Origin of the sequence: Acidovorax benzenivorans, from assembly GCF_028680575.1 — a bacterium.
In the GTDB taxonomy this organism is placed as follows: Bacteria; Pseudomonadota; Gammaproteobacteria; order Burkholderiales; family Burkholderiaceae_C; genus Acidovorax; species Acidovorax benzenivorans.
In genome coordinates this window covers 179,328-203,038 of record NZ_JAPCKI010000004.1, presented here as the reverse complement: position 1 = coordinate 203,038, position 23,711 = coordinate 179,328, and the positions used below count along the sequence as shown (strand labels likewise).

24 protein-coding genes and 1 riboswitch are annotated in these 23,711 nt (G+C 65.5%); of the genes, 11 read left to right on the top strand and 13 right to left on the bottom strand.

The window, feature by feature from the left end; translation table 11 throughout:
• Window positions 1-876: a bifunctional hydroxymethylpyrimidine kinase/phosphomethylpyrimidine kinase gene (gene thiD / locus OIN59_RS09085; RefSeq protein ID WP_274109421.1), complete on the top strand. Its 876-nt coding sequence runs from the start codon at window positions 1-3 to the stop codon at window positions 874-876.
• 80 nt (window positions 877-956) lie between these two features.
• Here the strand turns inward: thiD and OIN59_RS09080 are convergent, their stop codons facing one another.
• The 13 genes from OIN59_RS09080 to OIN59_RS09020 all read right to left on the bottom strand — a co-directional run bounded on the left by OIN59_RS09080 (window position 957) and on the right by OIN59_RS09020 (window position 14,116).
• Window positions 957-2,237, bottom strand: coding sequence for a purine-cytosine permease family protein (locus OIN59_RS09080; protein WP_274109419.1), 1,281 nt, complete (start codon window positions 2,235-2,237; stop codon window positions 957-959).
• 72 nt (window positions 2,238-2,309) lie between these two features.
• Window positions 2,310-2,414: riboswitch (TPP riboswitch) on the bottom strand.
• A gap of 38 nt (window positions 2,415-2,452) precedes the next feature.
• On the bottom strand, window positions 2,453-3,334 hold the full coding sequence (locus tag OIN59_RS09075; protein WP_274109417.1) for an AraC family transcriptional regulator: 882 nt from the start codon (window positions 3,332-3,334) through the stop codon (window positions 2,453-2,455).
• Window positions 3,335-3,350: 16 nt separating this feature from the next.
• Window positions 3,351-3,710 carry a nuclear transport factor 2 family protein gene (locus OIN59_RS09070; protein ID WP_274109415.1) on the bottom strand — a complete coding sequence of 120 codons (360 nt, stop codon included), beginning with the start codon at window positions 3,708-3,710 and terminating at the stop codon, window positions 3,351-3,353.
• Window positions 3,711-3,839: 129 nt separating this feature from the next.
• Window positions 3,840-4,895, bottom strand: a complete 1,056-nt coding sequence (locus OIN59_RS09065; protein ID WP_274109413.1) for an NAD(P)/FAD-dependent oxidoreductase — start codon at window positions 4,893-4,895, stop codon at window positions 3,840-3,842.
• A gap of 124 nt (window positions 4,896-5,019) precedes the next feature.
• Complete coding sequence (gene fdxA, locus OIN59_RS09060; protein WP_055393870.1) at window positions 5,020-5,349, bottom strand: ferredoxin FdxA; 330 nt, start codon at window positions 5,347-5,349, stop codon at window positions 5,020-5,022.
• Window positions 5,350-5,479: 130 nt separating this feature from the next.
• Window positions 5,480-6,853, bottom strand: a complete 1,374-nt coding sequence (locus OIN59_RS09055) for a sulfate adenylyltransferase subunit 1 (protein WP_274109407.1) — start codon at window positions 6,851-6,853, stop codon at window positions 5,480-5,482.
• Window positions 6,853-7,821 (bottom strand): sulfate adenylyltransferase subunit CysD, encoded by a 969-nt coding sequence (gene cysD, locus OIN59_RS09050; protein ID WP_274109405.1) that lies wholly within the window; start codon window positions 7,819-7,821, stop codon window positions 6,853-6,855. Before cysD ends, OIN59_RS09055 begins: the two co-directional genes overlap by 1 nt.
• Before the next feature lie 21 nt (window positions 7,822-7,842).
• A complete protein-coding gene (locus tag OIN59_RS09045; RefSeq protein ID WP_407655075.1) occupies window positions 7,843-8,490 on the bottom strand; it encodes a phosphoadenosine phosphosulfate reductase domain-containing protein in 648 nt (215 codons plus the stop codon).
• Entirely contained in the window at window positions 8,490-8,870 is a 381-nt protein-coding gene (locus OIN59_RS09040; RefSeq protein ID WP_274109403.1) for a DUF934 domain-containing protein, read from the bottom strand. Before OIN59_RS09040 ends, OIN59_RS09045 begins: the two co-directional genes overlap by 1 nt.
• Window positions 8,871-8,883: 13 nt before the next feature.
• Complete coding sequence (locus OIN59_RS09035) at window positions 8,884-10,722, bottom strand: nitrite/sulfite reductase (protein ID WP_274109401.1); 1,839 nt, start codon at window positions 10,720-10,722, stop codon at window positions 8,884-8,886.
• A gap of 37 nt (window positions 10,723-10,759) precedes the next feature.
• Window positions 10,760-11,563 (bottom strand): sulfite exporter TauE/SafE family protein, encoded by an 804-nt coding sequence (locus OIN59_RS09030; RefSeq protein ID WP_274109399.1) that lies wholly within the window; start codon window positions 11,561-11,563, stop codon window positions 10,760-10,762.
• Window positions 11,564-11,698: 135 nt separating this feature from the next.
• Entirely contained in the window at window positions 11,699-13,660 is a 1,962-nt protein-coding gene (gene mnmC / locus OIN59_RS09025) for an FAD-dependent 5-carboxymethylaminomethyl-2-thiouridine(34) oxidoreductase MnmC (RefSeq protein WP_274109397.1), read from the bottom strand.
• A 183-nt stretch (window positions 13,661-13,843) separates the two neighbouring features.
• Window positions 13,844-14,116 carry an oxidative damage protection protein gene (locus OIN59_RS09020; protein WP_010461281.1) on the bottom strand — a complete coding sequence of 91 codons (273 nt, stop codon included), beginning with the start codon at window positions 14,114-14,116 and terminating at the stop codon, window positions 13,844-13,846.
• Window positions 14,117-14,274: 158 nt separating this feature from the next.
• On the opposite strand from OIN59_RS09020, the gene OIN59_RS09015 reads away from it, so the two are divergent.
• The 10 genes from OIN59_RS09015 to OIN59_RS08970 all read left to right on the top strand — a co-directional run bounded on the left by OIN59_RS09015 (window position 14,275) and on the right by OIN59_RS08970 (window position 23,651).
• The gene (locus tag OIN59_RS09015) at window positions 14,275-15,297 is read left to right on the top strand and encodes a sulfate ABC transporter substrate-binding protein (protein ID WP_274109391.1); all 1,023 of its coding nucleotides are present in this window, start codon (window positions 14,275-14,277) and stop codon (window positions 15,295-15,297) included.
• A gap of 179 nt (window positions 15,298-15,476) precedes the next feature.
• Window positions 15,477-16,067, top strand: a complete 591-nt coding sequence (ssuE, locus tag OIN59_RS09010) for an NADPH-dependent FMN reductase (RefSeq protein WP_274109390.1) — start codon at window positions 15,477-15,479, stop codon at window positions 16,065-16,067.
• 169 nt (window positions 16,068-16,236) lie between these two features.
• A complete protein-coding gene (locus OIN59_RS09005) occupies window positions 16,237-17,211 on the top strand; it encodes a sulfonate ABC transporter substrate-binding protein (protein WP_274109389.1) in 975 nt (324 codons plus the stop codon).
• 26 nt (window positions 17,212-17,237) lie between these two features.
• Window positions 17,238-18,257 (top strand): sulfonate ABC transporter substrate-binding protein, encoded by a 1,020-nt coding sequence (locus OIN59_RS09000; RefSeq protein WP_274109388.1) that lies wholly within the window; start codon window positions 17,238-17,240, stop codon window positions 18,255-18,257.
• A 142-nt stretch (window positions 18,258-18,399) separates the two neighbouring features.
• The gene (gene ssuD / locus OIN59_RS08995; protein WP_274109387.1) at window positions 18,400-19,578 is read left to right on the top strand and encodes an FMNH2-dependent alkanesulfonate monooxygenase; all 1,179 of its coding nucleotides are present in this window, start codon (window positions 18,400-18,402) and stop codon (window positions 19,576-19,578) included.
• A gap of 37 nt (window positions 19,579-19,615) precedes the next feature.
• Window positions 19,616-20,479, top strand: coding sequence for an aliphatic sulfonate ABC transporter permease SsuC (gene ssuC, locus OIN59_RS08990; RefSeq protein ID WP_274109386.1), 864 nt, complete (start codon window positions 19,616-19,618; stop codon window positions 20,477-20,479).
• A 74-nt stretch (window positions 20,480-20,553) separates the two neighbouring features.
• Entirely contained in the window at window positions 20,554-21,363 is an 810-nt protein-coding gene (locus OIN59_RS08985) for an ATP-binding cassette domain-containing protein (RefSeq protein ID WP_274109385.1), read from the top strand.
• 63 nt (window positions 21,364-21,426) lie between these two features.
• Window positions 21,427-21,642 (top strand): TOBE domain-containing protein, encoded by a 216-nt coding sequence (locus tag OIN59_RS08980; RefSeq protein ID WP_274109384.1) that lies wholly within the window; start codon window positions 21,427-21,429, stop codon window positions 21,640-21,642.
• A gap of 182 nt (window positions 21,643-21,824) precedes the next feature.
• Complete coding sequence (locus OIN59_RS08975) at window positions 21,825-22,433, top strand: TetR/AcrR family transcriptional regulator (RefSeq protein WP_274109383.1); 609 nt, start codon at window positions 21,825-21,827, stop codon at window positions 22,431-22,433.
• Between the two features lie 216 nt (window positions 22,434-22,649).
• The gene (locus OIN59_RS08970; protein ID WP_274109382.1) at window positions 22,650-23,651 is read left to right on the top strand and encodes an NADP-dependent oxidoreductase; all 1,002 of its coding nucleotides are present in this window, start codon (window positions 22,650-22,652) and stop codon (window positions 23,649-23,651) included.
• Window positions 23,652-23,711: the final 60 nt, after the last annotated feature.

Sequence of the window (23,711 nt, the reverse complement as noted above, 5' to 3'; positions counted from 1 at the left end):
ATGATTTCACCGACGATCTCCTTGCCCTCCACGGGCCACCGCTACGCACGCGTGCTCTCCATTGCCGGGTCTGACAGCGGCGGCGGCGCGGGCATCCAGGCCGATCTCAAGACCTTCAGTGCGCTGGGCTGCTACGGCATGACGGCCATCACCGCCATCACGGCCCAGAACACCTGCGGGGTGACGGGCATCCACGGCATTCCGCCCGAGATGCTCAAGGCCCAGATCGATGCGGTGGTGCAGGACATTGGCGTGGACGCCGTCAAGATCGGCATGCTGCACTCACCGGACGTGGTGCACGTGGTGGCAGAAGCCATTCGGACCTATCAGCTGCCGCACGTGGTGCTGGACCCGGTGATGGTGGCCACCAGTGGCGATCGGCTGATTGCCCAGGAGACGGTGGCCGTGCTGGTCAAAGAGCTGTTTCCGCTGGCCGAAGTGGTCACGCCCAACCTGGACGAGGCCGGCTGGCTGCTGGGGCGCAACATCGAGGGCGTAGAGGCGCTGGAGCTGGCCGCTCAAGACCTGCTGCGACTGGGCGCCCGCGCCGCGCTGCTCAAAGGCGGGCACCTTCCGGGCGACTGGGTGGTGGATGTGTTGGCCGTGCAAGGCGGGGAACACGCACAAGGACGGGGCCACCGGTTGCAGTCACAGCGCATTGCCACCCACAACGGGCATGGCACCGGGTGCACCCTGTCGTCCGCGATTGCCGCGCAGCTGGCACTGGGCCAGCCGCTGCAGCAGGCCGTGGAGCAGGCGCGGGCCTACATCCTGGGGGCCATTGCTGCCGGCGCGGATGTCACCACCGGCCACGGCCATGGCCCGCTCAACCACGGCTACGCGCCCGTGGCGCAGCGGGTGTTTCAGGCGCTGTAGAGCGATTTTTGGGTATTTTGAGGCTCAAGCGCCAGTCAATCATGCGCTGATTGCTCATCTTTTGATAGTGATTGATTGGTTCAGTGTGCCTTGGGCCTCGTGGCCCAGGCGAGCACAAAGCTGAACACCAGTGCGGGCAGGGCAGAGCCCGCATCGGGCAGCGCCTTGGGTGCCAGGTGGTACACCGCGATGCCCGCCAGCCAGATGGCCACGGGCACCGCATTCACCTTGCGCGCAGCCGCGAGCAGGGCGGGCGCATCGGTGCCAAAGGCTAGGCGCCCCAGGATCACGCCAAACAGCGGCACAAACACCGAGCTGAGCAGCAGCAAGAACGGCTCCAGGCTGTGCATGGGCAGCACCAGCGCCAGCCCGGTGCACAGCGCGGCCACCAGCAGGCCCCAGGCGCGCACGCCCCAGCGCGGCAGCAGGCTGTGGGCCGACACGGCGCCCGAATAGGCGTCGCCATAGGCGTTGTCCACCTCGTCGATCAGGATCAGCGACAGCGCAATCAGCCCGCCCTGGGCCAGCAGCAGCGCCTGCACCAGGTCCTGGCTGGGCAAGGTCAGCGCCACCAGCACCCCCAGGCTGTAGCACCAGATGTTGGCCAACGCATAGCCCAGCCAGGTGCCGCGCAGTGCCGAGCCGCCGTTCTTGCCATGGCGTGCGTAGTCGGCCACCAGCGGCAGCCAAGAGATGGGCATGGCGATCACCAGGTCCAGCGCAGGCAGCACGCCCATGCCGCCGTCGCCCTTGCGTGTCCACAGCGCTTCAAAACCTTGGGTTTGCGCCAGCGAGAGGAACTGCCACGACAGCCACAGCAGCGACAACACCACCAGCGGCAGGGCAATGCGCGCAATCAGCTTGCGCACCAGCTGCACCATCGATCCGCTGATCAGCAGCATCACCACGCCGCCCCACAGCAGCGTCGCCAGCACCGGCCAGTGGGCACCGGCCATGGCGCCCGACTGCTGGCCGATGGCCACGGTGGCATCGCGCATCACCACCAGCTCGAACGTGCCCCAGCCCACCAGCTGCACGATGTTCAGGATGATCGGCAGGCTGGCAAACGTGCGGCCGTACACGGCATGCATCAGCCCGGCGCTGGCCAGGCCGCTGTCGCATCCCAGCTTGGCCACCCAGCCCAGCAGGCCCGCGCCCACGATGGAACCGGCGACGATGGCGATCAGGGCTTCTTTGGTACCCAGCGCGGGCATCAGGTATGCCCCCACCTGCATGACCAGCAGGCCCACGCCCAGGCTGAACCAGAGCGAGGCGTGGTCATGCCACTGGAATACGCGGCGGTCAGAGGAGACGGGGGCCAACGCTTCGTTGTGGGAGGGCGCGGCGGGCGATGAGGACATGGAAGGCTCCGTAGCAGTACAGAGCAGGGGCGGCCCGCCAACGCGCCCCAAAGTCATTTCATTCAGGGCAATGCCAAAGCGGACGTGCTTCCCTGCGCGAGGATGATCTCAATCAGGTTCAAAGGGACTCTCTCAGTCGGTTCCGGTGGCCCGGTATCGACACCCCTAGCGAAAGCGCTCCCGAAAGAGCGCGGGGCTCATTGTAGGGCGCGCGTTCAACCCGGTGGCGGGGTGACCGGGATCGCATAGTGCATGACGGAGTCATGGAGGGTGGGGTGGTACGCCGACCCGTAGATCTCCAGATCAGGTCCCAGGGTGTGTTGATGCTCTGCCGACAGCATCCAGCTGGAGTAGATGTAGTTCACCGTCGCGTCGACATTCTGCGCAGGACCCCGGTGGGTGAAGCGTGCATAGGTCGATGCGGGGATTTCCGTGGCCGCCATGCCTGGTGGCAGCACGCCGAGGCCTTGCACTTCGATGCACGCCAGGTAGCGCAGTTTTTCGGTGTGTGGCCTCTCTGGTGCCACGATGCCGTAGCACACGCCGGGCACCGTGTTCGCAATTTCACCCAACCGGGGAAGGAACGCAGCCCACAGGGGCGGCAGCTTTTGGCCCAGGTTGTTCTTTTCGGAGTCGATGCCGTAGTAGTCCGTGGGCAGTCCGACCAACTGCATGGGGGGCTGCTCCTTGATGTCGGGTGTCAGGGAGATGTTGTGGTGCAGGTGCGCGAGGTAGCTCTGGTCAAAACGGATCTTGCGCACGAACAGCGAGCGGTTGCCCATCTTGCGGTACTGCGACGGCGTGAGCCGAAAGCAATCCCGGAACGCACGCGTGAAACTCTCCTGCGTCTCGTACCCTGACGCCAGCGCAATGTCGAGCACGCTCAGTCGCGTGTTGGTCAACTGCTCCAGCGCCCGCGAGAACCGGCGCGACCGGATGTAGGTCTTGAGGGTTTCGTTGGTCAAGGCCTTGAAGATCCGCTGAAAGTGCCACTGGCTCATTCCCGCGGTCCGTGCCACCTCGGCAAGTTCGATATCGGATTCGAGATGGGCTTCGATGAAATCGATGCCCTCCTGGATTTGCCGGAGATAAAGCACGGGTGCGTCCGTCCGATCAAGGGGTTTCAAAGAAACCGGTCATGGCAACGAGCCGGTTCTGGTCGTTGTACCGGCCGTAGCTCACGCCTTCTCCGATCACCTGCCCGCTGCCATCCACCATGTTCCATTTGGCAATGCTCTGCTGGTTGTGGCTGGCGAAGTAATGGGTCACGAAATGGCCGCCGGGCACCTGGCGGTGGAAGTCGTCCATGTAGGCGGTCAGTTGGGTCCAGCCCTGGGCGGTGGCCAGCGGGTCGTTGTAGGTGCAGGCGGGGTCGAGGGACTGGGAAAACAGGGCCTCCCTGTCTGCGGCCGAGTCGCTCTTCCACGACGCGGTGTAGGTGTCCCAGATGGATTGAAGGGGTTGTTGGCTCATAGCGTGCTCCTGGTGGGTGTTGACGGGAGACGCCATCGTGCCGGGCGCCTGCGCGCTTTTTGGACATTTTGTGCTTATTTGTGGGCGCGTCGTTTGGGCATGAAGCGACCGTGCCCTGACCCGCCTGGACTACGCGCTGGCGGAAGGCGCCGATGCAGAGGCTACGCCCAGTAGCTGGTGCAGCCGTGGACTGGTGGTGGTGTATTGCAGCGCCACCTTGTCGCCCTTGAGCGCCTCGGCCGCACCAAAGGCCGCCAGCGTGGCCTCGTGGAAACCGCACAGGATGAGCTTGCGTTTTCCGGAGTAGGTGTTGATGTCGCCCACCGCGTAGATGCCAGGCACGCTGGTGCGGAAGGCCTCGGTGTCTACCACCAGTTGCTTGCGCTCCAGGGCGATGCCCCAGTCGGCAATGGGCCCGAGCCGGGGGGAGATGCCGAGCACGGCCACCAGAATGTCGAGCGGCAGGGCGCGTGTGTTGCCTTCGGCGTCCACCACCTGCAGCGCCGTCAGGCGGTCGCCAGAGGCCTCGATGCCGGTGATCTGCGCGGCCTCAACCACGATGTGGCCTGCATCGCGCAGTTGTTGCAGTTGCTGCAGCAGCGCATCGGGCGCCTGGAAGACATCGCGGCGGTGCAGGAGGCTGATACGCGCAGCACGGCCTTGTTCGGCCAGCTCCACGGCACGCGCCACGGCGGTCTCGTCGCCACCGTGCACGACGATGTTGTGGCCGGATGCCTCAAAACCAGGGGGAAGGGCCTGGTAGTGCACCTGCGTGCCCACCAGACGCTCGATGCCTTCGATCTTCAGTGTGCGCGGCACAAAGGCGCCAACACCCGCCGCAATGAACACCGAACGGGCCAGCAACTGGGCCCCGGCGCTGGTCTGCAGCAGCAGGCGGCCATCGGGCTGGAGGGCCAGGGATGAGACCAGGGTGTTCAGGTGCCAGTGTGGCTTGAAGGGCGCGATCTGCTGGAGCAGCAGATCGGCCAGCTCGCGTCCCGTGCAAACGGGGATGCCGGGGATGTCGTAGATGGGCTTGTCGCCATACAGCTCAACACACTGGCCACCCGCATGGGGCAGGGCGTCGATCAGGTGGGCGGTGATGCCTTGCAGGCCCAACTGGAAGACCTGGAACAGGCCCACGGGACCCGCGCCGATGACAACGGCGTCGGTTTCTTGAATCATGCTCACGCCGCGCGCGCAGCGCCCGAAACTGGCGCTGCCAAAGACCAGTGCCACCGTGGAACTGGCTTTGCCAGGCCACCGGTGGCGTCCCCCTTGGGGGATGGCGCGAAGCGACTCACGGGGGTCACTTGACCAGTTCGTTGACCTTGCCCGGCTTGCCATTCCACTCGTCGGCGTCGGGCAGCGCGGGCTTGCGCTTGGTGATGCTCTTCCAGCCGTCGGCAAAGGCCAGGTCTGCGTTGAGCTTGATGAAGGCGATCTGATCGGCCGGCAGGTCTTCTTCGGCAAAGATGGCGTTGGCCGGGCACTCGGGGATGCAGACGGCACAATCGATGCATTCGTCAGGGTCGATGACGAGCATGTTCGGGCCTTCGCGGAAGCAGTCCACGGGGCACACGTCCACACAATCGGTGTACTTGCACTTGATGCAGTTTTCGGAAACGACGTGGGTCATGGCTGGAAATTGTGTGGGGTCGGTCGGTGAAAACCCGCGATTTTAAGGCCTTCACCCACCATCAGTAACAGGGCCCCTGAGCCCGCAAGGGGGACTCAGGGCATTTTCAAGGCGGTTTTGTTGCGCTGGGTCAGTTCACCAGCACCGCGCCAGCGGTCTTGTGGCTGGCAGTGTCCACCAGGATCAGCGAGCCCAGCACGCGGGCTTTGCCGAAAGCGGCGGCCGGAATCGCCTCTTGCAGCAGCAGCTCCACATGGCCGATGGCGTTGGGGTCGAGCTGTGTGGCGGCCTCTTCGGCCAGCGTGTTGATGTTGAGCTTGTGCACCACAGCCTTCACCTTTGCCTTGACCCAGCGGTGGCCATGCAGCGCCCAGTACACGCGGCCTGCGACCAGTGGCTCGTCGTCCATCCAGGCGATGGTGGTGCGCAGTTCGCGGCTGGCGGGCCATGCGGGCACGGCGGCGGGGGTGTCGCCAAAGTCGTCATCGACCGGGGCTGCTGCCGCTGTGGGCGCGGCCAGAATCCAGTCGCCACGCGATACGTCCACTTCGCGGTCGAGGATGATGCCGGCGCTGGTGCCTGCGGGCACGTCCTTGGGGCGGCGGGCGTGGTCCAGCACCTGGGCCACGGTGGCCAGCTGGCCGCTGGGGAAGATCTGCACGGGCGTGCCAGGCGCTACGTTGCCCGAAGCCACACGGCCCCAGAACACGCGGCGGCCCTGGCTGGTGTCGGCCGACGAGGATGACGACTTTTCGACCCACTGCACGGGGAAGGCCAGGGGCAGGCCCGTATCGGCCGGGGTGTTGGGCAACTGCTCCAGCACCTGCAGCAGCGTGGGGCCTTCGTAGCCGCACCAACCTGCGTTGGCGTCCACCACGTTCCAGCCCTTGAGGGCGGAGACAGGTACCGTGGCGCGCACGGTGATGCCAGCCGCCTGGGCAAAGGACTGCAGCGCGCCCTGGATGTGCTTCCAGGCCAGCGCTGGGTCTTCCACCGCGTCGAGCTTGTTCACGGCAAACACCAGCGAATGCACGCGCAGCAAATGGGCCAGCAGGCTGTGGCGGCGGGTTTGGGGCAGCAGGGCCAGGCCCGCGTTCTTCCAGTCGAGCTTGGTGGCATCGACCAGCACGACGGCGGCGTCGGCACTGCTGGCGGCGGTGACCATGTTGCGGGTGTACTGCTCATGGCCGGGGGCGTCGCCAATGATGAACTTGCGCTCTTCGGTGGCGAAGTAGCGGTAGGCCACGTCGATGGTGATGCCTTGCTCGCGCTCGGCGCTCAGGCCGTCGGTCAGCAGGGCCAGGTCGGTCTCGCCCTGGCGCTGCACACCGGCCAGGTGGTCTTGCAGCACGGCTTTGCTGTCCACCAGCAGGCGGCCGATCAGTGTGCTTTTGCCATCGTCCACCGAGCCGCAGGTGATGAATTTGAGCGCAGAAATATGGTCGTTTTGGCCTGTGGCGCTTGTTGGTGTTGCGCTGGCAGCTATCGAATTGGTAGTGGTCATCAGAAGTACCCGTCTTTTTTGCGCTTCTCCATCGAAGCGTCGGAAGTCTTGTCGTCCATGCGCGTGGCGCCGCGCTCGCTCACGTCGGCGGCCAGGGTCTCGATGACGATTTCAGCCGGGGTGGCTGCCGTGCTTTCCACCGGCGCGGTGCAGGTGATGTCGCCCACGGTGCGAAAGCGCACGTCGCGCGTTTCCACCACGTCGCCGTCGCGCGGGGGCGTGAGTTCGGTCACGGGCATCAGCAGGCCCTTCTTGTCCACCACCTGGCGCTTGTGCGTGTAGTAGATGCTGGGCAGGGCGATCTGCTCACGGTCGATGTACTGCCACACGTCCAGCTCGGTCCAGTTGCTGATGGGGAACACGCGGAAGTGCTCGCCGGGCTGCAGGCGGGTGTTGAACAGGGTCCACAGTTCGGGGCGCTGGGCCTTGGGTTGCCATTGGCCGAAGCTGTCGCGGTGGCTGAAGATGCGCTCCTTGGCGCGGGCCTTTTCTTCGTCGCGGCGGGCGCCGCCGATCAGCGCGTCAAAGCGGAACTCATCAATCGCTTCGAGCAGCGTGACGGACTGGTGCACGTTGCGTGACTCACCGGGGTGGGCCAGACGCACGGTGCCGCGCGCCATCGAATCCTCGACATTGCGCACGATGAGCTCGGCGCCTAGCTCCTTGGCGCGGAAGTCGCGGAAGTCCGTCACCTCGGGGAAGTTGTGCCCCGTGTCGATCATGAGCAGCGGGTACGGAATGCCGCCGCCATTGGCCTTGGTGCCAAAAGCCTTTTCGGCGCACTTGAGCATCACCAGCGAATCCTTGCCGCCCGAAAACAGCAGGGCGGGGCGCTCGAAGGCGGCGGCCACTTCGCGCAGGATGAAGATGGTTTCTTCTTCCAGGGCGTCGAGGTGCGAGTTGTTGAGGTGGTAGCTCATATCGTTGGTTTTCTTCTCAAGCAGCGCGGTATCGGTCCGGGTGTTCATGGTCGGATGCAATCGGTGATCTCAATGCGCTATATGCAGTCCGCACTCGCGGTTGTCTTCGCCTTTGGTGGGGTCCACGTAGTCGAAGTTGTTGGGCAGGCCGTGTTTCACGCAGTATTCGTGCAAGTCCTTGGATGACCAGTGCAGCAGCGGCGCCACCTTGATCAGGCCGTCGGGGTTGATGCTCACGGGGTCCATCTGTGCGCGCACGGCGGTGTCGGTGGCGCGCAGGGCGGTGAACCAGACCTTGGGCGCGGTTTCGCGCAGCGCGCGGGCAAAGGGCTCCAGCTTCACTTCCTCGGTGAAGGCCGCATGGCGCGGGTCGTCCAGCGCGGGTGTGGGGCCTTCCACGGCTTCGCGGTGAGCGCGCGAGCGCAGTGGCAGGTAGATCTGCAGGTTCAAACCCAGCTGCTTCGTTACTTCGTCGGCAAAGCGGTAGGTGGCCTCGGTGTTGTAGCCGTTGTCCATCCACACCACCGGCGCGTCGGGCTTCACCTGGGAAACCAGGTGCAGGATCACCGCCTCGAACGGGCGGAAGTTGGTGGTGACGATGGTGGGCTGGCCCAGGCCCAGGGCCCATTCCACCAGGGCGGGGGCATTGCGGCCCAGGTCGGCGTTGATGGCGGCGAGATCAAGCTGGCTCATGGCGTGGGGGTCTCTCATGTTCATCAGGCGGCCTCGCGGAAGTGAGGCAGCGGGTGCGTCGCGTCGCCCTGGTAAAAGGCTTTGAAGCGGTCGAATTGGCGCTGGGCGTCGGCCATGTCTACGCCTTCGCGCAACACGGCCACATCGAAGCCACAGCGGGCCATCTGCACCAACTGGTCGATCAGCACGTCGCCGGTGGCACGCAACTCACCCGCAAACTTCAGGCGCCCGCGCAGCAGGCGTGCCTGGCTGAAAGCCCGGCCGTCGGTGAACTTGGGGAACTGCAGGTCGATGCGGTCCACACCCGCCAGATCCAGCTCGAAGGGGTTGGCGTCGTTGGGCAGTTCAATGACCTTTTGGCCTACAGCGCTTGCTTGGTGCTCGTTGGCAGCTATTATTTTCATAGTGTTCGATGCCTCAGGCGGCTTCGGTTTCAACGGGGCGGCGCGCTGCGTTGGCGGCGGCCTTGAAGGGGTCAAGACCGACACGGCGCACCGTGTCGATGAAGTTCTCGTAGCGCGGACCTTCGGCGTCGCCCGTCAGCGGTTGGCGTTCGGCGCGATAGGTGGCCAGCAGGGCTTCGATGACGCCGGGCACTTCGGAGGCGCTGAACGAGGGGCCGATGATCTTGCCTGGCGTGGCGGGGCCCGACAGGTCGGAGCCGTCTGCCCCACCCAGCGTGATCTGGTACCACTCCTTGCCGTCCTTATCGACGCCCAGGATGCCGATGTGGCCGCTGTGGTGGTGGCCGCAGCTGTTGATGCAGCCGCTGATGTGCAGGTCGATCTCGCCCAGGTCCCACAGCTCGTCCAGGTCCTGGTAGCGCTCGGTGATGGCTTCGGCAATCGGCAGTGAGCGAGCGTTGGCCAGCGAGCAGAAGTCGCCGCCGGGGCAGGCGATCATGTCGGTCAGCAGGCCGATGTTGGGCTTGGCCAGGCCCAGGGCCTTGGCAGCCTGGTACAGCGCAGGCAGCTGGTCGCGGCGCACCCAGGGCAGCAGCAGGTTTTGCTCGTGCGTCACGCGGGCTTCACCGCCCGAGAAGCGGTCGGCCAGCTCGGCGGCGGCTTCCATCTGCTCGGCCGTGGCATCGCCCGGCGCATAACCCAGGCGCTTGAACGACAGCATGACGGCGCGCAGTTGCGGGTGGCGGTGCGGCAGCACGTTGCTGGTGAGCCAGCGGCCAAAGTCGCGGTCTTCGCTGGCGCCGGTGCGCAGCAGCTCCAGGGTTTCGGCTTCGGCGTCGGCGGGCGACAGGTCGAGATCGGGCTCGCGGAAGTTCGCCGCCACGCGGTCGTATTCGGCCTGGGTGATGGTGTGTGGGCCACCTTCGTCCTCGACGATCTGGCGGAATTCTTCATTCACCTGGTCGATGTAGGCCTGGCCTTCGGCCTTCACCAAAATCTTGATGCGCGCCTTCCAGCTGTTGTCGCGGCGGCCGTAGCGGTTGTACACGCGGATCACGGCTTCCAGGTAGTTCATGAGCTGGTTCCACGGCAGGAACTCGCGCAACACCGGGCTGATGGTGGGCGTGCGGCCCATGCCACCGCCCACGCGCACCTTGAAGCCCAGCTCGCCTGCATCATTCTTCACCAGCTGCAGGCCCACGTCGTACCAGCCCAGCGCCGCGCGGTCTTCGCGCGCACCGTTGATGGAGATCTTGAACTTGCGGGGCAAAAAGCTGAACTCGGGGTGCAGCGTGCTCCACTGGCGCAGGACTTCGCAGAACGGGCGTGGGTCGGCAATCTCGTCGGCGGCAATGCCGGCCAGCGCGTCGCTGTTGATGTTGCGGATGCAGTTGCCGCTGGTCTGGATGCCGTGCAGCTGCACGGTGGCCAGCAGGTCCATCACATCGGCCGCCTTGGACAGCGGAATCCAGTTGTACTGCACGTTGGTGCGCGTGGTGAAGTGGCCGTAGCCGTACTTCAGCTTGGTGCCGATGCGTCGGCCGTCGGCCAGCGGGATCTCGCCCAGCTTCTCCTGGGTGGTTTGGGCCTCGGCCAGCAGGGCAGGCTCGGGCTGGTCGTATTCGCGGGCCACACGGGCCAGCACGCGCAGTTGGGCGCTGGACAGCTCGCCATACGGCACGGCCACGCGCAGCATGGGCGCGTAGCGCTGCACGTACCAGCCGTTTTGCAGGCGCAGGGGGCGGAACTGCTCTTCGCTCAGCTTGCCGGTCTGCCAGCGTTCGAGCTGGTCGCGGAACTGCTCGGCGCGCAGGCGAATGAATTGGCGGTCGAATTCGGTGTATTGGTACATCGTGGTTTACCCAGCCTTGGTGCGGCTTTTGGGCCTCTCAAATCAAAATCAATTTCATGCCCGCCCAGGCGAGCAACAGCGACAGGGCCGAGCGGATCAAGCGCTCGGGTGTGCGGGTGACCAGGCGCGAGCCCAGCCAGATGCCCGGCAGCGAGCCAGCCAGCAATTGTGCAAGCAAAGACCAGTCCACCGAGCCCAGCGATGCATGGCCCAGGCCCGCCACAAAGGTCAGGGGCACGGCGTAGGCGATGTCGGCGCCGATGATGCGCGGCAGGGGAAGCAGGGGGTACACCACCAGCAGCACCGTGACACCGATGGCGCCTGCACCGACCGAGGTGAAGGTGACCAGCGTGCCAATCACGGCGCCCAGCAGCACGGGCAAGATCCAGTGGCGTGGCCGGGTGGGGTCGCCGGTGTGCGTTTTGCGGGCAGCGGCTTCGGCCGCCTGGCGCTGAGCAGAAAACGCGATCACTTTGTAGAGCGTGGCTGCCGCCGTGAGCAGCAAGGCAAAACCCAGCGTGGTGGTCATGATGGCTTGCGCCGTGCCGCTGGCCGGGCCCAATACCTGGAGCGCCCACAGCGCCAACAAGGCGGCTGGAATGCTGCCTGCACACAACTGGCCCACCACTTTCCAGGGCACAAGGCGCTGGCGGGCCAGGCTGACCGTGCCGCCCATCTTGGTGAACGCGGCAAACAGCAGGTCCGTGCCCACGGCCATGTGCGGTTTGATGCCAAAGAAGAAGATCAGGATCGGCGTCATCAGCGAGCCACCGCCCACGCCCGTCAAGCCCACGATGAGCCCGACCGCAAAGCCCGCAAAAACAAACGCCAATTCATGCATGGCGGTGAATGTAGAGGGCTTGCTTATGGATGCAAACTATTGTTTTGCTCTTCCAATATGTCTATTTGTTTATATGGAAGGTTTGGTGCAGGCTGGCGAGGTGGCTATCGGTGGCCACCCGCTGCGCCGGAGTTACTACAGTCGCTCGGTGCCCAGCGCCTTGGCCAGCCGGGTATCCAATGGCAGGGGCTCGCCCTGCAGGCGGGCGGCCAGCAGTTCGCCGCACAAAAGAGCCAGCGTCAGTCCTCGCGCGCCCATGGCGGTGTTGACCCACAAGCCGGGCTGTTCCGTGGGCGCCACGGGGCCGACGATGGGCAGTCGGTCTGGCGCCGTGCAACGCACAGCCGCCCAGGTCTGCAGGGCGAGTGACCCGGTCGTGGGAGCGGGCGGCTCTGGGTGGGTGTCTGGGCCAGAGAGTGCCTGTGCGAAGGTGTCTTTCAGCTGGGGGGCGACCCCAGGCAGCAGTCCTTGCAACTTGTCCCAGTTGGTGGCGTGGGCCGTCTGGATGTCGGCGGCGCTGGCGGGCAGCGTCTGCATGTCGCGCTCAAAGGTGGATCCCATCACCCAGCCTTGGCGGCCGCCCGCATCGCCGTCCAGCGGAAAGTGGGGCACCAGGTTGCCGTTGCCGTTGGCCGGGAACGGCAGCAGTGGCGCGGCAGGGGCTCCATGCACGCCCCAGGAGACCTGTCCCCGCACGGGCTGCAAGGGCCAGCGGTGGTTGAGCAGCTCCAGGCTGCCAGCGCCCGCCGCAATGACCACCGTGGGTGCCTCGGCCAGCACCTGGCCCTGGGCGTCCAGCGCCTGCCAGACCTGGGCGACGGTGTTGCCATCGGTTGAGGAGGGCTCGGTGCGCCGTAGCTGCGCCACCTGGCACCTCCCTTGCCAGCGTATGCCGGGTTGGGCCAGCAAAGCCTTGGCCAAGCGGGCTGGGCGCACCCAGCCTGCCTGGTGGTGCCAGCAGGCGGTGGCGTCGGGGGGCAACTGGGCTGCTGCAAGGATGGCGGGGGACGCGGGCTCGCTCCAGGCTGCGCCTGGGCCATCCGCCCAACGGGGCGACAGACCTGGGGAACCATCGGTGCGGTGCTCCAGCACACCACAATGCGCCCAGTCCACACCCTCGCGGAGCAGCCAGTGGGCTTGCTCCAGCGTGGTGCGGATGCCGCTGCGCGACAGGCGCGACAGCACGCTGTCGTCGGGCGACACATGGGGCGCAAACACACCGGCGGGCAGGGCCGATGCCCCCGCAGCGGGCTCGGCGGCCTGGTCCAGCACCACCACCTGCCAGCCGCGCCGCGCCAGGCTGGCGGCAGCGGCGGCGCCCGCAATGCCGCCGCCGATCACGATGCAGGGGCCGGGCAAGGCGGGGGTGGGCGTGACTGCGGGCTGGCGCGTGGTGCGTGGTTCCCAGCGCGGGTTGTAGGTGGCGTGCAGGTTGTCGCGCTTGGGCGGCACGCCGGGCACGCGGGTCACTTCAAAGCCACATTGCGCCAAGGCATCGCGCACAGCGCGTGCGATGGTCCAGGTGGCGAGCTGTGTACCGCGACGGCAACAGCGCGCTACGGCCTTCAGGGTGTGCAGGTCCCAGCTTTCGGGGTTGCGCTGGGGGCTGAAGCCGTCAAGGTAGATGGAATCCACCGTCAGGTTCTGCTGGCGCAGCATGGCCTGGGTGTCGCCCACGTACAAAGTGAGCAGCACCCGCCCTTCGTCAAAACGCAGCCGGTGCACGCCCGGCAGCAGGCCCTGCCACTGGCGGTGCAGTGCCTCGGCCAACGGGGCCAGCTCGGGGTGTACCGATGTGGCGCGCAGTAGGTCATCAGCACTCACGGGCCAGGCTTCGGTCGATACGAAATGCAGCAGGGTGGGGCGTGCCGGGTCGGCCCGCCAGGCGGCCCAGGTCACCAGGAAGTTCAGGCCAAAGCCAAACCCGGTTTCCAGGATGCGCCATTGCGACTGCCCCGCCCAGGCCTCGGGCAAACCGCAGCCGTGCAGAAACACACGGCGGGCCTGGGTGAGGCCACCGTTTTCGCTGTGGTACCGGTCGCCGAAGCGGGGGCTGTAGGGGGTGCCATCCGGCAGCCACTCGATGGGTTCAGTCATGTGGACGGCAAAAGGCCGGCGTGGCGCCGGCCTGTTGGAAAGGGAAGGCGGTTTTTACCGCGAACCGCTCCGGGGTGTGTTGCGCTGCGTCACGCACTGGGCGGGACGTAGCCCACTGCAGCGTCTGCACCGCTGCCAAAAAAGTGGTTTTAGCGAAACCATTTCTCGCAGTGCTTCACTACGTTACGCACTGGGCGGGACGTAGCCCGCCGCGGCGTCTGCGCCGCCGCCAAAGAAATGGTTTTCCATCTGCCGGGCCAGGTACTGGCGGGCGCGGGCATCGGCCAGGTTCAGGCGGTTTTCATTGACCAGCATGGTCTGGTGCTTGAGCCAACCCGCCCAGGCTTCCTTGCTCACGCTTTCCCAGATGCGTTTGCCCAGCTCGCCAGGGTAGGGGGGGAAGTCGAGGCCTTCGGCTTCCTTGCCGAGCTTGATGCATTGAACGGTGCGTGCCATGGGAATTCCTTGTTGTGGGGCGAGCGAAAAACGATTCGCTCAGATGTTTTGGATATTAAGAACTGAAATCTCAGTAGTTCCAGTTTTGAAGAGGGCCTTCCAGAATGCGTTTCATCGGTGTTTTGCACCGCAACACATTCTTAAAAAAGAGGCCCTCCATGAACTTTCGCCGCGACTTTATCAAGTTTCCCTTCGCCGCCGCCCTGGTGGGCAGTTTGGCCCTGACGACATTGCCGTCGTTTGCACAGTCTGTGACGCTGCTCAATGTGTCGTACGACCCCACCCGCGAGCTGTATGTGGAGTTCAACCAGGCGTTTGCCAAGCACTGGAAGGCTAAGACCGGCCAGGACGTGACCATCAAACAAAGCCACGGCGGCTCGGGCAAGCAGGCGCGCTCCATCATCGACGGGCTGGACGCCGATGTGGCCACGCTGGCTCTGGCGGGCGACACCGATGCGCTGCACACCAACGGCGGCTGGATCCCCAAGGACTGGCAAAAGCGCCTGCCGCACAACAGCTCGCCCTACACCTCGACCATCGTGCTGGTGGTGCGCCAGGGCAACCCCAAGGGCATCAAGGACTGGGACGACCTCGTCAAGCCCGGCATCAGCGTGATCACGCCCAACCCCAAGACCTCGGGCGGCGCGCGTTGGAACTACCTGGCCGCGTGGGAATTCGCCAAGCGCAAGTACGGCGGTGACGCCAAGGCCAAGGACTTCGTGGCCAAGCTGTATGGCAACGTGCCGGTGCTCGACACCGGTGCGCGCGGCTCCACCATCACGTTTGCGCAGCGCAACCAGGGCGATGTGCTGATTGCGTGGGAGAACGAGGCCTACCTGCTCGAAAAGGAGTTCGGCACCAAGTTCGACGTGATCGCCCCGTCGATCTCCATCCTGGCCGAACCCGCCGTGTCGGTGGTGGACAAGAACGTGGACAAGAAGGGCACCCGCGTCGTGGCCGAGGCCTACCTGCAGTACCTGTACACCGAAGAAGGCCAGGACATTGCGGGCAAACACTTCTATCGCCCGGCGGTGTCCGACAAGGCCAAGGCCAAGTACGCCAAGCAGTTCCCCAAGCTGAACCTGTTCACCATCAACGACGCGTTCGGGGGCTGGGACAAGGCGGCCAAGGAGCACTTTGCGGACAACGCGAGCTTTGACCAGATCTATACACGCAAATAAGTCGGTTCCACCGCCCTGAAGGCGGCTGGGGTAACACCCACAGCCTCCATGCAAGAACCCTGGCCTCAACGGGCCGGGCAGGGCGTTGTTCGTCCTTCTTATTAGAAAAAACAAGCTCAAGCGCTTGTCCATCATGCGCTGACAGCTATCAAAACAGTAGTCATAGAGGAACCAACACCATGTCCGCCTTGCTCATCGCCGGCAGCCCCTCCGAACGCTCCCGCTCTGCCGCCTTGCTCGACGCCGTGGCCCAACGCCTGTCAGTGCGCGGCGCGCTGGTAGACCGCATCCACATCCGCGACCTCTCGCCCCAGGCGCTGCTGCTGGCCGACTTTGGGCACCCCACAGTGGTGCATGCCATCGACCAGGTGGCTGACGCCAGCGTGCTGGTGGTGGCCACCCCCGTCTACAAGGCGGCCTACAGCGGCGTGCTCAAGGTGTTTCTGGACCTGCTGCCGCAAACGGCCCTCAAGGGCAAGACCGTGTTGCCCCTGGCCACGGGCGGCAGCCCGCACCACATGCTGGCCCTGGACTACGCACTGCGCCCCGTGCTGCAGTCGCTGGGCGCCAAGAACATCCTGCCCGGCATCTACGCTACCGATGCCCAGGTCACGCTGACGCCCGAGGGCAGCTACCACCTGCAGGCCGACATTGCCACGCGGCTGGACGACGCAGTGAACGTGCTGGTGACCGAAACCCTGCGCCCATCGCCCGCCCAGGCCACGCGCTTCGCGCCGGTGCCGTTCTCGCAGGTGCGATGTAGCGTCTGACGCAGGCTTGGCGCTGCGGCCCGTGCCGCCGTGCCAAGCCCTGCCTTCTTCCCCCCTCCCATCCTTTTTTTGATTTTTGCTGCGCCGGGTGCGCGGGCAGGGCGATGTGCTGCCTGCTGCCAGCCCGCCCGGTGCTCTCTTCACCTGATTGGCCTCTGGAATCCGCGCAATGAACGAACTGAACCGCTTCTCCCTGCAACGCCGCCACCTGCTGGCCGCCGGTGCTGCATCCGCTGCCGCTGCGGCGATCCCCTCCGCCTGGGCCCAGGCCCCCGGCGCGGCCCGCGTGCTGCGCGTGGGCCACCAGAAGGGCTGGCTTTCCATCTTGAAGGGCCGTGGCACGCTCGAAAAGCGCCTGGCCCCGCTGGGCGTGAAGGTGGCCTGGACCGAATTCAACGCAGGCCCCGTGCAGCTCGAAGCGCTCAACGTGGGCTCCATCGACTTTGGCGACGTGGGCGAGGCACCGCCCATCTTTGCCCAGGCGGCCGGTGCGCCGCTGGTCTATGCCGGTGCCACCGTGCCACGCCCCGCGCTGGAGGCGGTGATCGTGCCCAAGGATTCGTCCATCCGTTCGGTGTCCGACCTCAAAGGCAAACGCGTGGCCTACAACAAGGGCTCCAACGTGCAGTATTTTTTGGTCAAGCTGCTGGAGAAGAACGGCCTGAAATACGGCGACGTGCAGTCCGTCTTCCTGGCCCCGGCCGATGCGCGGGCTGCCTTTGAAAAGGGCGCTGTCGATGCCTGGATCATCTGGGACCCGTTCCTGGCCGCCGCGCAAAAAACGCTCAATGCCCGCCTGCTGGCCGACGCCACGGGCGTGGTCAACAACCGCGCTTACTACTTCACCTCGCGCGACTTCGCCACCAAGAACGCCGACGTCCTGCGCATTGCGATTGAAGAGGTCAACGCCATCGACATCTGGGCGTCCAAGAACAAGGACGCCGCCGCTGCCGAACTGTCGGCCGTGCTGGGCTTGGACAAGTCCATCACCGACCTGTACCTGAACCGCGCCCGCTTCGGCACCGCGCCCGTCACGCGCGAGATCCTGGCCGAGCAACAGGCCATTGCCGACACCTTCTTCGACCTCAAGCTCATCCCCAAAAAGCTCAACCTGCTGCACGCCGCGCCGGTTGATCTGCTGTGACCCGGGCCGTGAAAGGACACATCGCCATGACCCGCCTCACCGTCAACCCAGAGCGCCGCCGCGCACTGCAGCTGCTGGGCGTCACCGCGTTCAGCTGGGCGCTGGCCAGCCGCTATGCCCACGCACAAAGCGCCGCCGTGCAAGGGCCTGAGCAACTGCGCATTGGCTACCAGAAGTCGGCCGTCAACCTCGTCATCCTCAAGCAGCAGGGCGTGCTGGAAAAACGCTTTCCGGGCACGCGGATCAGCTGGCTGGAGTTCCCGGCCGGGCCGCAGCTGCTCGAAGCCCTGTCGGTGGGCAGCCTCGAATTCGGCCTCACCGGCGATTCGCCCCCCGTGTTTGCCCAGGCCGCTGGCAAAGACCTGCTCTACGTGGGCGCCGAGCCGCCCAAGCCCGACAGCTCCGCGCTGCTGGTGCTCAAGGATTCGCCTCTGCGCACCCTGGCCGACCTGAAAGGGCGCCGCATCGCCGTGCAAAAGGGCAGCAGTGCCCACTATTTGCTGGTCAAGGCGGTGGAGCGTGCCGGGTTGCAGTGGGCCGACATCCAGCCCGTGTACCTGGCCCCTGCTGACGCCCGCGCCGCGTTTGAGCGCAAGAGCGTGGACGCCTGGGCCATCTGGGACCCGTTCTACGCCGCCACCGAGCTGGCCATTCAGCCCCGCGTGCTGGCCACGGGGCGCGACCTGGCGAGCAGCAACAACTCGTTTTACCTCGCGGCCCGCCCGTTTGTGTTGGCCCACCCGCAGGTGCTGCGCGCGCTGTTTGAAGAACTCAGCCGTGCCGACCGCCTGGCGCAAGAAGCGCGCAAGGACGCCATCAAGCTCATTGCCGACTTCAGCGGCCTCGATGCCGGTGTGGTGAGCCTGTTCATCCAACGCCGCCCCTCGTCGCCCGTAGGGCTGCTTTCGCCCGCCACGGTGGCCGACCAGCAGCGCGTGGCCGATGCGTTCCTCAAGCTCGGCCTCATCCCCAAGCCTGTGAACGTGGCTGACATCGTGTGGCGGCCCGCAGCCGCGCAACTGGCCGCTGCGTCGGCGCGGCCCTGAGATCTATTGGATTCGGCGGCACCCACTTGCAACCGTTCACGCTGAGCCTGTCGACGCGCGGCGCGAGGCTTCGACGGGCTCAGCCTGAAGGGGTGGTTGAGATCCGCTGCAGTTCACCCACCACTTTCCAAGGCATTCACTCATGAAAATTTTCTGGTTCATCCCCACCCACGGTGACAGCCGTTATCTCGGCACCGCCCAAGGCGCGCGCCAGCTCAACCACGACTACCTCAAGCAAGTCGCTGTGGCGGCCGACAGCCTGGGCTACGAAGGCGTGCTCATCCCCACGGGCCGCTCATGCGAAGACCCGTGGGTGGTGGCTTCCAGCCTGTTGCCCGTCACGCGCAACCTCAAGTTCCTCGTTGCCGTGCGCCCCGGCCTGCACCAGCCCGCGCTGGCCGCACGCATGGCGGCCACGTTCGACCGGCTCTCGGGCGGGCGCCTGCTCATCAACCTGGTGACGGGTGGCGACCAGGCCGAGCTGGAGGGTGACGGCGTGTTTCTGGACCACGCCACGCGCTACGAACAATCGGCCGAGTTCATCCGCATCTGGCGCGAGATCCTGGCGCGCAGCCACCGGGGCGAGTCGCTGGACTATGAAGGCAAGCACCTGTCGGTGAAGGGCGCCAAGCTGCTCTTTCCGCCGCTGCAGCAGCCGCACCCACCGGTGTACTTTGGCGGCTCGTCGCCCGCCGCGCACGACCTGGCGGCTGAGCAAGTTGAAACGTACCTGACCTGGGGTGAGCCACCGGCTGAAGTCGCCAAGAAGGTGGCCGATGTGCGCGCCCGCGCAGCCCAACATGGCCGCACCGTCAACTTCGGCATCCGCCTGCACGTCATCGTGCGCGAGACCGACGAGCAGGCCTGGGCTGCCGCTGAAGACCTGATCCGCCACGTGAGCGACGACACCGTGGTGCGCGCCCAGGCCGTGTTTGCGCGTATGGACTCCGAAGGCCAGCGCCGCATGGCGTCCCTCCATGCAGGCGGCGCCAAGCGCACCCGCAAAGACCTGGAGATCAGCCCCAACCTGTGGGCCGGCGTGGGCCTGGTGCGTGGTGGCGCAGGCACTGCGCTGGTGGGCGACCCGCAGACCGTGGCTGCGCGCATCGAGGAATACGCCGCGCTGGGGCTGGACACCTTTGTGCTGTCGGGCTACCCGCACCTGGACGAGGCCTACCGCTTTGCCGAGCTGGTGTTCCCGTTGTTGCCCCTGCCACTGCGCAACCAGCTGGCCAGCGGCAACCCCTTGTTTGGCAACCCGCTGGGCCCGTTTGGCGAAACCGTGGCCAACGACTTTGTGCCGCGTGCGTCGCAAAGCTGACCCCCTCTGCACCCGAACCCGAACCGGAACCCGTCCCATGACTCAGACCGTCAGAGAACTACAGGTATCCCCACTGGCCGACGCCGTGGACCTGCCCCTCGAAGGGCCCTTGCTGCCCGCACCTTTGGCCCGCTTTGCCCGGCAGATCGCGCAGCGCCTGTTGCCCTGGGCCGTGCCTGTGGGGCTCATCGTGCTGTGGCAGATCGCCTCGTCGCAAGGCTGGCTCTCCACCCGCGTGTTGCCCGCGCCGCTGGAGGTCGTGAAGGCCGCGTGGGCCCTGGCCGCCTCGGGCGAGCTGTGGACCCATGTCAAGGTCAGTGCAGGCCGCGCGTTGGCCGGGCTGGCGGTGGGTGGCGGCCTGGGCCTGTTGCTGGGTCTGCTCACCGGCTCGGTCAAGCTGTTCGAAACGCTGCTCGACTCCACCATCCAGATGGTGCGCAACATCCCTGCACTCGCACTGATCCCGCTCGTCATCCTGTGGTTCGGCATCGACGAATCGGCCAAGCTGTTCCTCATCAGCGTGTCGGTGTTCTTCCCCATCTACCTCAACACCTTCCACGGCATCCGCAACGTAGATCCGGGCCTCATTGAGATGGGCCGCACCTATGGCCTGAGCCGCTGGCAGCTTTACCGGCAAATCATCTTGCCTGGCGCGCTCTCCAGCATCCTGGTGGGGCTGCGTTTTTCACTCGGGCTGATGTGGGTGATCCTGATCGTGGCCGAAACCATCTCGGCGCAAGCGGGCATTGGCTACCTCACCATGAACGCCCGCGAGTTCCTGCAGACCGACATCGTGCTAGTGGGCATCTTGTTGTATGCGCTGCTGGGCAAGCTGGCCGATGTGTTTGCCAAGGGGCTGGAGCGCTATTGGCTGCGTTGGCATCCTGGTTACCAGGCGTGATGCCCGCGTTGAGCATCTGAATACTCACTTTTTTATAGCTGCTAGTGCTTTATGGATAAGCGCAGGAGGCCATTTTGACCATCAATTCATCTCCACAACCCCAAGGCGTGCGCCTGGAAGTACGCGGCGTGGACAAACGCTACGGCACGCGCGATGTGCTCAAGAAGACCGAGCTGGTCATTGAGCCCGGCCAGTTCGTCGCCATCGTGGGCCGCAGCGGCTGCGGTAAGAGCACGCTGCTGCGCCTGGTGGCGGGGCTCGAATCGGTGTCGGGCGGAGCGATCCGCCTGGACGGGCAAGACGTTGCGGGCCTGAGCAGCGGCACCCGCATCATGTTCCAGGACTCGCGCCTGCTGCCCTGGAAGCGTGTGCAAGACAACGTGGCCCTGGGCCTGCCGCCCGCACAGCGCGGCGCTGCCGCCGACGTGCTGACCCGTGTGGGGCTGGGCGACCGCCTGGGCGAGTGGCCTGCGCGCCTGTCCGGCGGCCAGCGTCAGCGTGTGGCCCTGGCGCGTGCGCTGGTGCACAACCCGCGCCTGCTGCTGCTGGACGAGCCGCTGGGTGCACTGGATGCGTTGACGCGCATCGAGATGCACCGCCTCATCGAAGGCCTGTGGCGCAGCAGCGGCTTCACCGCGCTGCTCGTTACCCACGATGTGCAAGAGGCCGTGGCCCTGGCCGACCGCGTGATCCTGATCGAAGACGGCCAGATCGCGCTGGACCAGCGCATCGACCTGCCTCGCCCCCGCTCGCACGGCGACGCCGCGTTTGCCGCCATCGAAAAACGCATCCTCGACCGCGTGCTGCAAAAGCCCGACCTGCAGTCCACCCTCGAACCCACCTGGCCCGGCGTGCAAGCACACGGGCTGCGCTGGGCGGTGTGATTTCCCCGTATCTACATTTTTTCAACGGCCCTTTTTTTCAGCGGACTTTTCAAGGAGAACCCCATGTCCATTCAAGCCATCAACGTACGCAACCAGTTCAAGGGCAAAGTGCGCGAGATCATTCGCGGCGACGTCGTCTCCGAGGTCGATGTCGAAACCCCCTGGGGCATCGTCACCTCCGTCATCACCACCCGCTCGGTGGACGACCTGGGCCTCGTTCCGGGCTCCGATGTGGTCGCACTGGTCAAGTCCACGGAGGTGTCCATCGCCAAGCTGTGACGGAGCGTGGCCCACCGCCATCTGGCGGTGCGCCCCTTGATCGCCAAGGGTCCACCCGTGGCGCGGCTCACTTCCCCCAAGCCCCGTAAGGGGCCTGTTTTTTTGGGGGGAGATACACGGGCCTGCGTCCAGCCCCTATGGCTATGGATATCGGCAGGTTGCAGCGGTTGGTCGATTTGTGTATGATAAACATCATGCGAAATAAACAGCCCAATGCCCGAGCCGCAGCCAAGGAGGCGACCCATGAGCGCATCGTGTCGGTGGCAGCGCGGGCGATCCGTCGCCAGGGCTACCACGGCACCGGGGTCGCAGACATCATGAAGGAGGCGGGCCTGACGCATGGCGCCTTCTATGCGCACTTCGGGTCCCGCGAGGCCATGCTGGCCGAAGCTGCCGCACAGGCGTGTGCCCAGTCTGCGGCCACAGTGGCGGGCGTTGTCGCGGGGGAGCCCGCCTCGCAGGCGATGGCAACCGTGCTCAAGGCCTACCTCTCACGCCAACACGTCGAGGGTGTCGAAACGGGTTGCCCGCTGGCAGCGCTGGGCTCCGAAACCTCGCGCCAGTCCCCCGAGGTGCGGCGCATTTCCACCCGGTACGTCAAGGAAATGGTCGATCTGATTGCGCGCCAGTCGCCGCAGTGGGGTCAGCCAGAGACGCATGAACAAGCGCTCGTCACCCTGTCCACCATGGTGGGCGCCCTGGTGCTCGCCCGTGCGGTGGACGATGCGGCGCTGTCCGACAGCCTGCGCGAGGCCGCGCTCAAGCACCTGTTGCCTGCGGAAACGGCATAACGCGAACCCACTCACCAGGTGCCCCCTTGATCGTGATGGTCGAGCGATGGCACGCATTTTTTTGTCTTTACATATGATGATTGTCATGCGAAATTTAGAATTCAACCCTACCAGCTATCTGGCTTCTCATGGCGGGGCGGCATTTTCTGCGGAGCCTCTTCAGGCTCCGTGGCTTTGCCGCGCCGCCGTGCAAGCCCCTGCAGCAAAGGAAGCCCCATGAAAGCTTTTGTTCTGGATCGCTATGCCAAAAAGGGTGTGCTCAGGCCCGCGGATGTTCCCGCCCCCTCATTGCGCGACGATGAGGTGCTGGTCGAGGTGCACGCAGCGGGCGTCAACCCGCTCGACGCCAAGATCCGAGACGGTGAGTTCAAGCTCATCGTGCCCTACAAGATGCCGCTCATCCTCGGGCATGACGTGGCGGGCGTGGTCGTGCAGGTGGGGCCGCGCGTGCGGCAGTTCAAGCCGGGCGACGAGGTCTATGCCCGGGCGGACGACTTTCACATCGGCACCTTTGCGGAGCTCATCGCGATCAAGGAATCTTCGCTGGCCTTCAAGCCCCGCAGCCTGACCATGGAAGAGGCGGCCTCGATCCCGCTGGTGGGCCTGACGGCATGGCAGGCCCTGGTGGAGAGGGCCCAGGTCAAGAAAGGGCAGAAGGTCTTCATTCAGGCGGGGTCGGGCGGGCTGGGCAGCATGGCCATCCAGCTGGCCAAGCACCTGGGCGCCACCGTGGCCACCACCGCCAGTGCAGGCAATGCAGCACTGGTGCAAAGCCTGGGTGCGGATGCCGTCATCGACTACCGCAAACACGACTTTGAAGACGTGCTGCGCGACTACGACATGGTGTTGCACAGCCAGGACGGCAAGGCGTTGGCCAAGTCCCTGCGCGTGCTGAAAAGCGGTGGCCAACTCGTCTCCGTCTCGGGCCCGCCCGATCCCGCATTCGGCGAAGCCGTTCGCGCGCCCGGCTTGTTGCGGATGGTGTTTCGCCTATTGAGCGCCGGTACCCGGCGCCGCGCTCAAGCGCTTGGCATCGGTTACTCGTTCCTGTTCATGCGGGCACAGGGCAGCCAGCTGCAGGAGATCACGCGCCTGGTTGACGCAGGGACCATCCGCCCGGTGATCGACAAGGTGTTCCCGTTCGACGCGACCAACGAAGCCATCGCCTATGTGGAAACCGGCCGTGCCAAGGGCAAGGTCGTGATCAAGGTGCGCTGAGCCGTTCGCTTGCCGGTACCCCGCACCCATCCCCGGCCATAGATCCCCGTTCATTTCCGT